Origin of the sequence: Caballeronia sp. GAFFF1, from assembly GCF_023630705.1 — a bacterium.
Lineage (GTDB): Bacteria > Pseudomonadota > Gammaproteobacteria > Burkholderiales > Burkholderiaceae > Caballeronia.
Genome location: NZ_JALQEM010000018.1, coordinates 297,919 through 310,793, shown reverse-complemented (window position 1 = coordinate 310,793; position 12,875 = coordinate 297,919). Strand labels below are relative to the sequence as shown.

Genomic DNA, 12,875 nt, shown 5'->3' with positions numbered 1-12,875 from the left:
AGAAGCATGGGGCAGCATGAGGCAGCACGCGGGACCGGGCCGCGTCCAGGCCCGAAGCGCGTCGCGCCCGGCGATGGACGGGCTTCGGACGCGTCCTGCGGCAAAGCCGAAGTTGACCCGCGATCATACGAAACGCCCGCGCGCCATGCGACAGGATTACTCCGAAAGACGAATTTTTATAGGACCGCTGATTGACGAATAAGGATGGTTGTGGTTGCGAGCCGTCAGGCAAATAGGCGAACGTATCGAAGACAGACGACATCGACGCCGCCCAGCTTGTCCTCCTCGCGTCCCGAGCGCGTCCAGCCGCGCGATTCGTAGAAGCCGATGGCGGCCGTGTTGGCTTCGAGCACCGACAGATGCAATTGACGCGCGCCGCGCGCTCGCGCCCACGCGGCGGCGGCATCGAGCAGGACGCTGCCCACGCCGCAGCCGCGAAACGCCGGCAACGCGTGCAGATTGTCGATCAGCGCGCTGCCGCTTTCGTCCGGCGCTTCGACGCATACGAAGCCGGCAGGCTCGCCATCCGACTCGGCGATAAGCACGCACCCCGCGCCGCCCGCGATGTCCTTCATGCGCGTCTGCCAGTGTTCTGCTCGCTCGAGAGGCAACGCTTTGTCGAGGTAAGCGTCCGGAAGCATGCCGCGATACGCCGACGCCCAGCTTTGCGTATGCATTGCTGCAATCAAGTCCGTATCGTCGACGCTGGCTTCGCGCAGGGTCACATGAGTGGATGTAGGCATATAGTCGGCAAACAGTAAGGCGAAATTAATGACGATAGGCGGAAATTGCGCGAAGTTCGTGCAGGAAATCGTGTGCAGGCGTTAAGATTCACTGGACCCCACTCTTACAATTAATGTAAGGGGTTAACCCTAAGAAATCGGGATTCGCGGCATTATGCCGCGCTCTCGCCAAGATTCGAGAAAGTTCATGTCCACGACCCACGTTGCACCCGCCAATGAATCGAAGTTCAAGACGGTCTTTCGCGTCGTCAGCGGAAACTTCCTTGAAATGTACGACTTCATGGTTTATGGCTATTACGCCTCGGCCATCGCCAAAACGTACTTTCCGAGCGGCAGCGATTTCGCTTCGCTCATGCTTGCGTTGTCCGTCTTCGGCGCGGGCTTTTTGATGCGCCCCGTCGGCGCCATCGTGCTCGGCGCGTACATCGACCATCACGGCCGGCGCAAGGGCCTCATTCTCACGCTGACGCTGATGGCGATCGGCACCGCGTGCGTCGCGCTCGTGCCGGGCTACGCGACCATCGGTGCGCTTGCGCCGATCATCGTGCTCGGGGGGCGGCTGCTGCAAGGCTTTTCGGCGGGCGTCGAGCTGGGCGGCGTCTCGGTGTATCTGTCCGAAATCGCGACCAAGGGGAACAAGGGATTTTATTGCTCGTGGCAGTCCGGCAGCCAGCAGGTAGCGGTCGTGTTCGCGGCGCTCATCGGCGTCATCATGAACCGCGCGCTGCCGCCCGAGCAAATGGGCGCGTGGGGCTGGCGGGTGCCGTTCCTGATCGGCTGCCTGATCGTGCCGTTCCTCTTCATCATCCGCCGCTCGCTGCGTGAAACGGACGAATTCCTCGCGAGAAAGCATCGCCCGGACATGGGCCAGATCGCGCGCTCCATCATGCAGAACTGGCCGATCGTCATCGCCGGCATGGGCATGGTCATCATGACGACCGTGTCGTTCTACATGATCACCGCGTACACGCCGACCTTCGGCAAGGAAGTGCTGAAGCTCTCCGCCATCGATGCGCTCGTCGTCACCGTGTGCGTCGGTCTCTCGAACCTCGTGTGGCTGCCGGTGATGGGCGCGTTGTCCGACCGCATCGGCCGCCGCCCGGTGCTGCTTTTCTTCACCATCGCGACGATTCTCACGTCGTATCCGGCGGTGCAGTGGCTGGTCGCGGACCCGTCGTTCGCGCGCCTTCTGATGGTCGAACTGTGGCTCTCGTTCCTGTACGGCAGCTATAACGGCGCCATGGTCGTGGCGCTCACCGAAGTGATGCCGGTCGAAGTGCGCACCACCGGCTTCTCGATGGCCTACAGCCTCGCTACTACCATCGGCGGCTTCACGCCCGCCATCTCGACGTATCTGATTCACGCGACCGGCAACAAGGCCGCGCCGGGTCTGTGGATGGGACTCGCCGCCGTGTGCGGACTAATCGCGACGCTCGTGCTGTATCGCTCGTCCGAGGCGCGCAACCAGTACAAGACCGCCTGAGTTCTCCGGAACCGCCTGCACGAAGCGCCTCGCGTCGATGTGACGCGAGGCGTTTTTCATTGACGCGACGTGAATCAGCCGCGCAAAGCGGCCGCGACTTCTGCGACCACGCCGTGCCAGTCGCCCGGCGCGCGCTGCCGCACGAGTCGCGCGCTCGGATACCACGCGCTGCGTTCGACATCGACGCCCCAGCGCCAGTCGGCCGCGAACGGCAGCATGACCCATACCGGTTTGCCGAGCGCGCCCGCCAGATGCGCGACCGATGTATCGACGCTGACGACCGCATCGAGCCGGTCGACGATCGCGCCGGTATCCGCGAAGTTTTCGAGCCTTCCTTCCAGGCGATGAATCGACTTTGCTTGCGGATGCGCGAGCAGAACCGCGCGTTCGTCTTCGGTGAGAAACGGCTGAAGCACGATCCAGTCGATGCCTTCCAGCGCGAAGAGCGGCGCGAGCGCCTCGACGGGCGCCGAGCGCGTCTCGCCGGGCTGCAACCGCCCGGACCACGCGATGCCGATCTTGCGCTTCGCCTGACCGCCGAGCGAGCCACGCCATTTGCGGCGGTAATCGGCCGGCACGACGAGATAAGGCGTGCGCGCGGGGATCGCGTCCGGCGACGTGATGCCGAGCGCGAGCGGCAGGCTCAAGAGCGGGCAGAACGCATCGGCGGTGGCGAACGGAGCATCGGCACGGCTTCTCAGTTCGATGCGCGCCGCGTGCGCGGCCGGTGCCAGGAGCGGCACGAGCGCGGGCTGCACTTCCAGCACCAGCTTGCCGACGCGCTTTGCCGCATACGCCGCGAACCGCGCGAACTGCAGCGTGTCGCCGAAGCCTTGCTCCGCGCGCACGAGCAGCGTGCGGCCGGGTAGCGGCTCGCCCCTCCAGCGCGGCAGCGGCGGCGCGTTTTCGCTGCCGGGCGTCTTCAGGCGCCATTCGTATTCGGGCAGGCCGCGCTCGTAGTCGCCGGTGGCGAGGAGCGCGAGGCCGCGATTCAGATGCGCGGCGGGCATTTCGGTATCGAGACGCAACGCCTGATCGAACGCGCGGACCGCGGCGGCGTGCGCGGCGAGCGCGAGATGCGAATTGCCGAGACACAGCCACGCGACCGCGTATTTCGGATCGAGCCCGACCGCGCGCTCGTAACACTGCACGGCTTCGTCGTGACGGTTCAGCTTGGCGAGCGCGTGTCCGAGCCCGAAGTGCCCCGGCGCGAAGCGCGGCTGCAAGCGCACGGTCTTCTCTAGCGAGGGCAGGGCTTCTTCGGGATGGCCGCGCGAATCCAGCAGATTGCCGAGATTGAAATGCGCGGCGACGTAGTCCGGCTCGGCGTCGATGGCCGCGCGAAAGTGCGCGATCGCGCCGAGCGGATCGCCGAGCGCATTCAGCGCCATGCCGAGGTTGTTGTGCGCGCCGGCGTGTCGCGGGCGCAGGGCGAGCGCGCGGCGAAACGCGCGCGCGGCGTCCTCGTGGCGCGACAGCGCCGCCAGCGCATTGCCGAAGTTGTTCCACGCGGCCGGATCGTTCGGTTGCGCGCGCAACGCTTTTTCGAAGGCATCGGCGGCGTCTTCGTGGCGGCCGAGCGCCGCGTACGCGTTGCCGAGGTTGTACTGCGCGAGCGCGAATCCGGGGGCGAGCGTGAGCGCATTGCGAAAACGTTCGATGGCGTCGTCCAGACGCCCGAGCGCCTTCAGCGCGTTGCCGAGATTGAGCTGCAAGGCGGCGTCCGTCGGGCGCAGATCGACGGCGCGCGCGACGAGCGCTGCCGCCTCTTCGTGCTGCCCCTGTTGATGGCGCAGCACGCCGAGGTAGTGCAACGCTTCGACGTGGGAGGGTTCGGCGGCGAGCGCGGCTTGATAGTCGCGTTCCGCTTCGGTCAGGCGGCCGTCACGATGGGCCGCGAAGCCGCGGGCAAATACGGTGTCCATGACGGAGATTTTTTGCAAACTCCGCATTTTCCCACACTGGAAAGCGCCGCTCCGGATTCTTCTGTTGACATGTTGCGACGATGGTAACTAACATGTGAACACCTATTCATATGTTGATGACTCCGTTGGCTACGTCTCCCTTCGCGCTCAGCGGCGCGACTTCCGATGATCGCGTCGTCCCGCTCGCCGACCTGTTTCGTCTGCTGGGCGACCCGACGCGCCTGCGCATCGTGCTGGCGTGCGTCGAGCAGAAGCGCGCGGTCGGCTCCATTGCCGAATCGCTCGGCTTGTCGGGGTCGCTCGTGAGCCACCATTTGCGCCTGTTGCGCGCGGCGCGCATCGTGCGAGCCGAGCGGCAGGGCAAGCAGGTGTTCTACGTGGCAGCGGACCGCCACATCAGCGGCATGCTGGCGGAACTGCTGGAACACGTCGCCGAGCCGCAGTCCGACGCAACCGACATCAACTGACACCGACTCGAACACCGTCACGCTCATGAGCACGCATACGCATCACGAACACGATCACCACGATCAGCACGATCACCACGCGCACGATCATCACGGCGCGCACGAAGGCCACAGCCACGGGCCGGGCGGACACCATCATCACCATCACGCGCCGCAGGCAGGCCAGGGGCGCACGTTCGCGCTCGCGGTCGGGCTGAACCTGCTGATCGTCGTCGTGCAGGCGGTCTACGGTCTGCTCGCGCATTCGACCGCGCTGCTCGCCGACGCCGGCCACAATCTGTCAGACGTGCTCGGTCTGTTGCTCGCGTGGGGCGCGGTATGGCTCGGCACGCGCCGGCCGAGCGCGCGCTACACGTTCGGACTCGGCAGCTCGTCGATTCTCGCTTCGCTCGCCAATGCCGCGCTGCTCTTGCTCGCGTGCGGCGCGATCATCCTCGAAGCCATTCAGCGCCTCCTGAACCCGGCGCCCGTCGCGGGGCTGGACGTGTTCATCGTCGCGATGGTCGGGCTCGTCGTGAACGGCTTCTCGGCGTGGCTTTTCATGCGCGGCAGCAAGGAAGACCTGAACGTGCGTGGCGCGTTCATGCACATGGCCGCCGACGCCGCCATCTCCGCCGCTGTCGCCGTGAGCGGGCTGGTCATCCTCTACACGGGCTGGAACTGGCTCGACCCGGTGATGAGCATCATCGTGGTGGCGGTCATTCTGTACGGCACATGGGGACTCGGCCGGGATGCCATGCAGCTTGCGCTCGCAGCCGTGCCGCCCGGGGTCGACACGGCGCGCATACGCGGCTATCTGTCGGGGCTGCCCGGCGTGCGCGGCGTGCACGACCTGCACGTCTGGGCGCTCTCGACGACGGAAAACGCGCTGACCGTGCACCTCGTCATGCCGCAGGGGCATCCGGGCGATGCCTTCATGCAGGGCGTCGTGGCCACGTTGCGACGCGAGCACGCGATGCATCACGCCACCGTGCAGGTGGACGTCACGGACAGCGCTTCCGAGTGCGTCTTGCAGCAGCGTTGAACCGTCGGCGCGAACCGCCGCAGGCAACCCGGCGTACACTAGCCGGAGACAAAAACCCGCCAAAAGCCTGCCGGAGTTCCGTGCATGTTTACGCGCAAGCCGACTCAGAACGACATGCTCGATGTCGCGCCGGTGCTGATCGTCGGCGCGGGACCCACGGGCCTCGCCGCCGCGATGAGCCTCTCGCGCGCCCACGTTCCCGTGCGCCTCATCGACCAGGCGCCGCAGCCTTTGCCGTATTCGCGCGCCATCGGCATTCAGGCGCGCACGCTCGAACTCTTCGAGCAGCATCGCACGGTGGAGCCGTTTCTCGAACTCGGGCATCGGGCGCGCGTCGCCAATCTCTATTCCAACGGCCAGCGCCTCGCGCGCCTGGACTTCGATCCGCTGCAAACGCGCTATGCGTATCTGCTCTTTCTGCCGCAATCGGAGACTGAGCGGCTGCTCGCCGAGCATCTCGCCGAATCGGGCGTGAAGGTCGAGCGCAGCGTCACGCTGACCGATTTCACTCAGGGCTCCGCAGGCATTCAGGCGACGCTGCGGCATCCCGGCGGGCGCGAAGAAACGCTGCGCCCGTCGTACATGATCGCGGCGGACGGCGCGCACAGCATCGTGCGGCACAGGCTCGATATCGGCTTCGAGGGCAAGACCTTCGACCAGACGTTCCTGCTCGCCGACGTTCAGGCCGATGTCGACTGGCCCGACGACGAATTTCACATCTTCGCGTCGCAAGAAGGGCTGGCTGCGCTCTTTCCGATGGGCGGCGGCCGCGCCCGTCTGATCGGCGATCTCGCGACGCACGCGGCGCAGGAGCCGGCTCCCGCCGCCGACGCGCAAAAGAGCGGCCCCGATCTCGACGAATGCCGCGCGCTCGTCGAACGGCGCGTGCATCATCGCGTGAAGCTGTCGGACCTCGCGTGGTCGGCGTATTTTCGCGTGAACAGCCGCATGGTGGACCGCCTGCGCGTGCAGCGCATCTTCCTCGCGGGCGATGCCGCGCATGTCCACAGCCCGGCCGGCGCGCAGGGCATGAACACGGGCATTCAGGAAGCGTTCAACATCGGCTGGAAGATCGCGCGGCTGCTAGCCGGCGGCGCGTCCGACCGCCTGCTCGACACGTACTACGCAGAGCGGCATCCGATCGAACGCGACGTGCTGCGACAGACCAGCATGCTCACGCAACTGGCGGAAGCCGGACACGGCCCGATGAAGCTGATGCGCGAGCACGTGATGCCCGCGCTCGCAGCCATCGGTCCGCTGCGCGACGCGATGCGCCGCACGGTGAGCGAACTGTCGATCAACTATCGCAAGAGCCCGCTCACGCTCGAACGGGCGCTGGATGGCGGCCCGCGCGCGGGCGAGCGCGCGCCGGATGCGCGCGTGCATGTCGTCGATGGCCCGCTCGGGCGTCTGCCGGGCGTCGGCTGTCTGTACGATCTGCACGATCCGGGCTGCTTTTCGCTCTTCCTGCTCGTCAATCCGACGGGCGATGACGACATCGCGCTCGCGCCCGCGACCATCACCGTGGCGCATGCGATGCGCGACAGCAATATGGACGGCCTCGTGCAGTCCATCGAAGCGATTTTTTCGGACGCGGTGCGCGTCTGGCGCATCACGGATACGAGCGGCGACGACGCGCAATCGCTCACCGATCAATACGGCCGCACGCGCCCGGCGTTCTACCTCGTGCGGCCGGACGGCTATATCGCGGCGCGCGGGCGCGTGCCGGCGGATACCCAGGCGCTCTTGCGTCATTGCGAAACATGGTTCGGCGCCGAGCGTCCGGAAAGCGGCAAGCGCGCGGCGGGCGAGTACGCCGACGACTGACCCAAAAGAAAACGCCCCGATGCTGCCGGGGCGCAATGGGCACTACAGAGAGCCCGAATGTCTCGAAGCGCGGTGTCAGGCGGTCGCCGCCTTCGGCTGAAGATCCGCCTTGTGGAGCGTGAGCGCCTCGCGCAGGATCGGCTCCATCGAGGCGCTTGCTTCCGGGTTATCCAGCGCGGTCAGAATCGCCACGCGCATGCGCGGTTCCCAGAAGCGGCGGATATGATCCGCCACGCCATCGACGGCTTCGGCATGATCCGGCATCGAATCGAAAAACTCGCCGATGCGGTTCGCCATCTCGATCAGATTATCCACGTCCATGTGTCATTTTCCTGAAGTGGTCGCGAGACTGCGCATGTTGAGCAGTTCGAGCTGCTGCGTGTTGAAGCGCGAGTAGTCCTTCTGCCATTGCGACGGCTGCTCCACCGGCATCACCTGTACCGCCGTGACCTTGTATTCCGGGCAATTGGTCGCCCAGTCGGACGACTCGGTGGTGATGACGTTCGCGCCCGATTCCGGGAAGTGGAACGTCGTATAGACGACGCCCGGCTGCATGCGGTCGGTAATCTTCGCGCGCAGCACCGTCTGCCCGGCGCGCGACTCGATGCCGACCCAGTCGCCGGTCTTGATGCCTCGGTCCTCGGCGTCGTGCGGGTGAATCTCGAGACGGTCCTCGTCGTGCCAGCGCGAATTTTCGGTGCGCCGCGTCTGCGCGCCGACGTTGTACTGCGACAGAATGCGCCCCGTCGTCAGCAGCAGCGGATACTTGCGCGTGACCTTCTCCGGCGTCGGCACGAACTTCGTGATGACGAAGCGTCCCTTGCCGCGCACGAACTCGTCGATATGCATCGTCGGCGTGCCGTCGGGCGCTTTCTCGTTGCACGGCCACTGGATGCTGCCCATTTCGTCGAGCTTCTCGTACGAGACGCCGTGGAAGGTCGGCGTGAGGCGCGCGATCTCGTCCATGATTTCGGACGGATGCGTGTAGTTCATCTCATAGCCGAGCGCGCGGGAAAGCAGGATCGTCACTTCCCAGTCCGAGTAGCCCGCGAGCGGCGGCATCACCTTGCGCACGCGCGAAATGCGGCGCTCCGCGTTGGTGAAGGTGCCGTCCTTTTCGAGGAAAGTCGAGCCCGGCAAGAGCACGTGGGCGTACTTCGCGGTCTCGTTCAGGAAGATGTCCTGCACGACGATGCATTCCATGGCCGACAGCGCGCCCGCGACATGCTGCGTATTCGGGTCCGACTGAACGATGTCTTCGCCCTGGCAATAGAGCCCCATGAAGGTGCCGTGCGTGGCGGCATCGAACATGTTCGGGATGCGCAGGCCGGGCTCCGGTTGCAGCGTCACGTTCCATGCTTCTTCGAAGAGCGCGCGCGTCGCGGCATCGCCGATATGGCGATAGCCCGGCAACTCGTGCGGGAACGAGCCCATGTCGCACGAGCCCTGCACGTTGTTCTGGCCGCGCAGCGGATTCACGCCGACGCCTTCGCGGCCGACATTGGCCGTCGCCATCGCGAGGTTCGCGATGCCCATCACGGTGGTCGAGCCTTGCGCGTGCTCGGTCACGCCGAGCCCGTAGTAGATCGCCGCGTTGCCGCCGGTCGCGTAGATGCGCGCGGCTTCGCGCACTTGCTGCGCGGGCACGCCGGTGACCGCTTCCGTCGCCTCGGGCGAATTCTCTTCAAGCGCGACGAAATCGCGCCATTGCTGGAACGCGCGCGGCTCGCAGCGTTGCGCGATGAACGCCTCGTCGAGCAAGCCTTCGGTGACGATCACATGCGCGAGCGCATTGACCATCGCCACGTTCGTTCCCGGCCGCAGCGCGAGATGATGCGACGCCTTCACGTGCGGCGTATCGACGATATCGATGCGGCGCGGGTCGATCACGATCAGCGTCGCGCCCTCGCGCACGCGGCGCTTCAGGCGCGAGGCGAAGACCGGATGGCCGTCGGTCGGGTTCGCGCCCATCACCACGATCACGTCCGACTTTTCGATGGACGCGAACGTCTGCGTGCCGGCGGATTCGCCGAGCGTCGCCTTCAGGCCGTAGCCCGTCGGCGAATGGCAGACGCGCGCGCAGGTATCGACGTTATTGTTGCCGAACGCGGCGCGCACGAGCTTCTGCACGAGATACGTCTCTTCGTTGGTGCAGCGCGACGACGTGATACCGCCGATGGAATCGCGTCCGTACTTGTCCTGAATGCGGCGGAATTCGCTCGCCGCATAGCTGATCGCTTCGTCCCACGACACTTCGCGCCACGGATCGGTGATCTTCGCGCGGATCATCGGCTTCGTGATGCGGTCCTTGTGCGTCGCATAGCCCCATGCGAAGCGGCCTTTTACGCACGCGTGGCCTTCGTTCGCCTGGCCGTTCTTGTTCGGCGTCATGCGCACGACGGTGTTGCCCTTCATCTCCGCCTTCAGCGAGCAGCCGACGCCGCAGTACGCGCAGGTCGTGACGACCGAGTGCTCCGCCTGGCCGAGCATGATGACGCTCTTTTCCTGCAGCGTCGCGGTCGGGCATGCAGCCACGCACGCGCCGCACGACACGCATTCCGATTCCATGAACGGCACGTTCTCGCTTGCCGCCACGCGCGATTCGAAACCGCGTCCGGCGATCGTCAGCGCGAACGTGCCTTGCGTTTCCTCGCACGCGCGCACGCAGCGATTGCAGACGATGCACTTCGACGGATCGTAGGTGAAGTACGGGTTCGACTCGTCCTTCTTGTCCTTCAGATGGTTCGCGCCTTCGTAGCCGTAGCGCACTTCGCGCAGGCCGACGACGCCCGCCATGTCCTGCAGTTCGCAATCGCCGTTGGCGGGGCAGGTGAGGCAATCGAGCGGGTGATCGGAGATGTAGAGCTCCATCACGTTACGGCGCAGCAATTGCAGCTTGTCGCTTTGCGTGCGCACTTTCATGCCGGCTTCGACAGGCGTCGTGCACGACGCCGGATAGCCGCGCTTGCCTTCGATTTCGACGAGGCACAGGCGACACGAGCCCCACGGCTCCAGCGAATCGGTGGCGCAGAGCTTCGGCACGTTGACGCCCGCTTCGATCGCGGCGCGCATCACGGACGTGCCCGCGGGCACCGTGACCGACTGGCCGTCGATGTCGAGCGTCACGTCGATATCGGCGTGGCGCAGCGGCGTGCCGTAGTCGGTCTCGTCGAACGGATCGCGGCGTTGCACCGATGCCGCGCTCTTGCACGCGCAGTTGCCCGAACCGCAGCCGTTGATGGTGTTGGACATGTTCTGTGTCTCCGTACTTTTATGCCGCTTTCCGGGCTGGCGTGCGGGGCAGGCCGAAGTCTTCGGGGAAATGATCGAGCGCGGAGAGCACCGGGAACGGCGTCATGCCGCCCATCGCGCAGAGCGAGCCGCCGATCATCGTGTCGCAGAGTTCGCGCAGAAGCGTGATCTGCTTGACCGACGTATCGCCTTCCCGAATCTTCGCGATGACTTCCTCGCCGCGCGTCGAACCGATGCGGCATGGCGTGCACTTGCCGCACGATTCGATCGCGCAGAAGTGCATCGCGTATTGCGCGAGTTCGGCGAGATTCGAGGTGTCGTCGTGAACCACGAGGCCGCCGTGGCCGACCACCGCGCCGACCTTCGCGTACTCTTCGTAGTCGAGCGGAATGTCCCACTGGCTCTCCGGCAGATACGTGCCGAGCGGCCCGCCCACTTGCACCGCGCGCGCGGGCCGGCCGCTGGCCGTGCCGCCGCCGAAATCGCGCAAGAGTTCGCGCAGCGTCACTCCGAACGCGAGTTCGACGAGCCCGCCTTGCATCACGTTGCCCGCAAGCTGGAACGGCAGCGTGCCGCGCGAGCGGCCCATGCCGTAATCGCGATAGAACGCCGCGCCCTTCGCGAAGATGATCGGCACGGTCGCGAGCGTGATGACGTTGTTGATGACGGTCGGCTTGCCGTACAGGCCGGTAAGCGCCGGCACCGGCGGCTTCGCGCGCACGATGCCGCGCTTGCCTTCGAGCGATTCGAGCAGCGCCGTTTCCTCGCCGCAGACATATGAGCCCGCGCCCTTGGCCACGTGCAAGTCGAACGCGTGCGACGTGCCGAGCACGCTCGCGCCGAGCCATCCGGCATCGCGTGCGTTCGCGATCGCGCGATTGAGCGTTTCGATCGAATGCGGATACTCGCTGCGGACGTAGATATAGCCTTGGCTTGCGCCGGTCGCGACGCCCGCGATGATCATGCCTTCGATCAGCATGTACGGATCGCTTTCCATCACGAGCCGGTCCGAGAACGTGCCGGAGTCGCCTTCGTCCGCGTTGCAGACGATGTACTTCTGATCGGCCAGCGCCGCGCGCACCGTCTTCCATTTGATGCCGGCCGGAAACGCCGCGCCGCCGCGCCCGCGCAGGCCGGAATCGACGAGCGCCTCGCAGACCGCGTCGCGGTTCATTTCGAGCACGTTGCGCAGACCTTGCAGGCCGCCGAGCGACACGTAATCGTCGATCGAGAGCGGGTCGGTGATGCCGATGCGCGCGAACGTCAGCCGCTGCTGCTTCTTCAGATACGGGATCTCGTCGACGACGCCGACGTTCTTCTCGTGCGCGCCGCCTTCGTGGAAGCCCGCATCGAAAAGCGCGGCGATCTCGTCTTCTTCGACGTTCGCGTAGCCGATGCGCCCTTGCGCCGTCTCCACTTCGACGAGCGGTTCCAGATACAAGAGCCCGCGCGAGCCGTTGCGCACGATCTGCACGTCGATGCCGCGTTGTTCTGCTTCGCTCGCAATCGCCTTCGCGATGCGATCGGCGCCGAGCGCGAGCGCCGACGAGTCGCGGGGAACGTAGATGCGCGTCATGCCGTCACCTCGCTGCTTTGCTTGGCCGCGTCGTACAGGCGATCGAATTTTTGCGGCGTCACCTTGGCGTAAAGCTCGCCGTTGATGGTCATGGCAGGCGAGAGCGCGCACTGGCCGAGGCAATACACGGATTCGAGTTCCGTGTCCTCCGCATGGCCGCTATCGAAACGGCAACCCGTGTGCCCTTCGATGTGATCCTTCAGCGCCTCCGTCCCCATGCTGCGGCACGCTTCCGCGCGGCATAGCTGCACGGTCACGCGCGCGGGCGGCGCGGAACGGAAGTGATGATAGTAGGTGATCGTGCCATGCACTTCGGCGCGCGAAAGCGATAACGTGCGAGCGAGCGGCGCGACGACTTCGGCCGGCACGAAGCCGGTCTCGTCCTGGATGGCGTGCAGGATCGTCATCAACGTCGCGCCTTGCACGGCGTGACGGCGCAAGAGTTCTTCTGCTTCGGCGGCGGACAGCTGCGGTTGCGTCATGGGGCTCCTCCGGGGCTCGGCATATGTTTTATCGGTGCATATATCAGTCGTATAATCGAGGCGCCGAGCCCGTGAAAGAACAATAGGCGTCGTGAT

Annotated in this window: 10 protein-coding genes; 4 read left to right on the top strand and 6 right to left on the bottom strand. The window is 65.6% G+C overall.

Annotation, left to right across the window (positions count from 1 at the left end):
• Positions 1 to 224 precede the first annotated feature (224 nt).
• Positions 225 to 743, bottom strand: a complete 519-nt coding sequence (locus NCR37_RS09820; protein WP_250472813.1) for a GNAT family N-acetyltransferase — start codon at positions 741 to 743, stop codon at positions 225 to 227.
• Positions 744 to 930: 187 nt separating this feature from the next.
• Here NCR37_RS09820 and NCR37_RS09815 point away from each other — a divergent pair, with 187 nt between their 5' ends.
• On the top strand, positions 931 to 2,226 hold the full coding sequence (locus NCR37_RS09815; RefSeq protein WP_250472812.1) for an MFS transporter: 1,296 nt from the start codon (positions 931 to 933) through the stop codon (positions 2,224 to 2,226).
• Between the two features lie 74 nt (positions 2,227 to 2,300).
• Here the strand turns inward: NCR37_RS09815 and NCR37_RS09810 are convergent, their stop codons facing one another.
• A complete protein-coding gene (locus NCR37_RS09810) occupies positions 2,301 to 4,151 on the bottom strand; it encodes a tetratricopeptide repeat protein (RefSeq protein ID WP_250472811.1) in 1,851 nt (616 codons plus the stop codon).
• A 116-nt stretch (positions 4,152 to 4,267) separates the two neighbouring features.
• On the opposite strand from NCR37_RS09810, the gene NCR37_RS09805 reads away from it, so the two are divergent.
• The 3 genes from NCR37_RS09805 to NCR37_RS09795 all read left to right on the top strand — a co-directional run bounded on the left by NCR37_RS09805 (position 4,268) and on the right by NCR37_RS09795 (position 7,469).
• The gene (locus tag NCR37_RS09805) at positions 4,268 to 4,618 is read left to right on the top strand and encodes an ArsR/SmtB family transcription factor (RefSeq protein ID WP_250472842.1); all 351 of its coding nucleotides are present in this window, start codon (positions 4,268 to 4,270) and stop codon (positions 4,616 to 4,618) included.
• A gap of 25 nt (positions 4,619 to 4,643) precedes the next feature.
• Entirely contained in the window at positions 4,644 to 5,642 is a 999-nt protein-coding gene (locus tag NCR37_RS09800; RefSeq protein ID WP_250472810.1) for a cation diffusion facilitator family transporter, read from the top strand.
• An 84-nt stretch (positions 5,643 to 5,726) separates the two neighbouring features.
• Positions 5,727 to 7,469, top strand: a complete 1,743-nt coding sequence (locus NCR37_RS09795) for an FAD-dependent monooxygenase (RefSeq protein WP_250472809.1) — start codon at positions 5,727 to 5,729, stop codon at positions 7,467 to 7,469.
• Between the two features lie 75 nt (positions 7,470 to 7,544).
• On the opposite strand, the gene NCR37_RS09790 is transcribed toward NCR37_RS09795, so the two are convergent.
• From NCR37_RS09790 to NCR37_RS09775, 4 genes are read right to left on the bottom strand one after another with little or no spacing between them, the layout of a single operon-like run.
• On the bottom strand, positions 7,545 to 7,790 hold the full coding sequence (locus tag NCR37_RS09790; protein ID WP_244846997.1) for a formate dehydrogenase subunit delta: 246 nt from the start codon (positions 7,788 to 7,790) through the stop codon (positions 7,545 to 7,547).
• 3 nt (positions 7,791 to 7,793) lie between these two features.
• Complete coding sequence (gene fdhF, locus NCR37_RS09785) at positions 7,794 to 10,721, bottom strand: formate dehydrogenase subunit alpha (protein ID WP_250472808.1); 2,928 nt, start codon at positions 10,719 to 10,721, stop codon at positions 7,794 to 7,796.
• 19 nt (positions 10,722 to 10,740) lie between these two features.
• Positions 10,741 to 12,297: a formate dehydrogenase beta subunit gene (locus NCR37_RS09780; protein WP_250472807.1), complete on the bottom strand. Its 1,557-nt coding sequence runs from the start codon at positions 12,295 to 12,297 to the stop codon at positions 10,741 to 10,743.
• A complete protein-coding gene (locus NCR37_RS09775) occupies positions 12,294 to 12,779 on the bottom strand; it encodes an NAD(P)H-dependent oxidoreductase subunit E (protein ID WP_250472806.1) in 486 nt (161 codons plus the stop codon). Before NCR37_RS09775 ends, NCR37_RS09780 begins: the two co-directional genes overlap by 4 nt.
• Positions 12,780 to 12,875: the final 96 nt, after the last annotated feature.

Bases quoted from the DNA above. Each gene is read 5' to 3' on its own strand.
- NCR37_RS09805 (WP_250472842.1), top strand. From the start codon at position 4,268: ATGACTCCGTTGGCTACGTCTCCCTTCGCGCTCAGCGGCGCGACTTCC.
- NCR37_RS09795 (WP_250472809.1), top strand. From the start codon at position 5,727: ATGTTTACGCGCAAGCCGACTCAGAACGACATGCTCGATGTCGCGCCG.
- NCR37_RS09810 (WP_250472811.1), bottom strand. From the start codon at position 4,151: ATGGACACCGTATTTGCCCGCGGCTTCGCGGCCCATCGTGACGGCCGC.
- NCR37_RS09780 (WP_250472807.1), bottom strand. From the start codon at position 12,297: ATGACGCGCATCTACGTTCCCCGCGACTCGTCGGCGCTCGCGCTCGGC.
- fdhF (WP_250472808.1), bottom strand. From the start codon at position 10,721: ATGTCCAACACCATCAACGGCTGCGGTTCGGGCAACTGCGCGTGCAAG.
- NCR37_RS09815 (WP_250472812.1), top strand. From the start codon at position 931: ATGTCCACGACCCACGTTGCACCCGCCAATGAATCGAAGTTCAAGACG.
- NCR37_RS09790 (WP_244846997.1), bottom strand. From the start codon at position 7,790: ATGGACGTGGATAATCTGATCGAGATGGCGAACCGCATCGGCGAGTTT.
- NCR37_RS09820 (WP_250472813.1), bottom strand. From the start codon at position 743: ATGCCTACATCCACTCATGTGACCCTGCGCGAAGCCAGCGTCGACGAT.
- NCR37_RS09775 (WP_250472806.1), bottom strand. From the start codon at position 12,779: ATGACGCAACCGCAGCTGTCCGCCGCCGAAGCAGAAGAACTCTTGCGC.
- NCR37_RS09800 (WP_250472810.1), top strand. From the start codon at position 4,644: ATGAGCACGCATACGCATCACGAACACGATCACCACGATCAGCACGAT.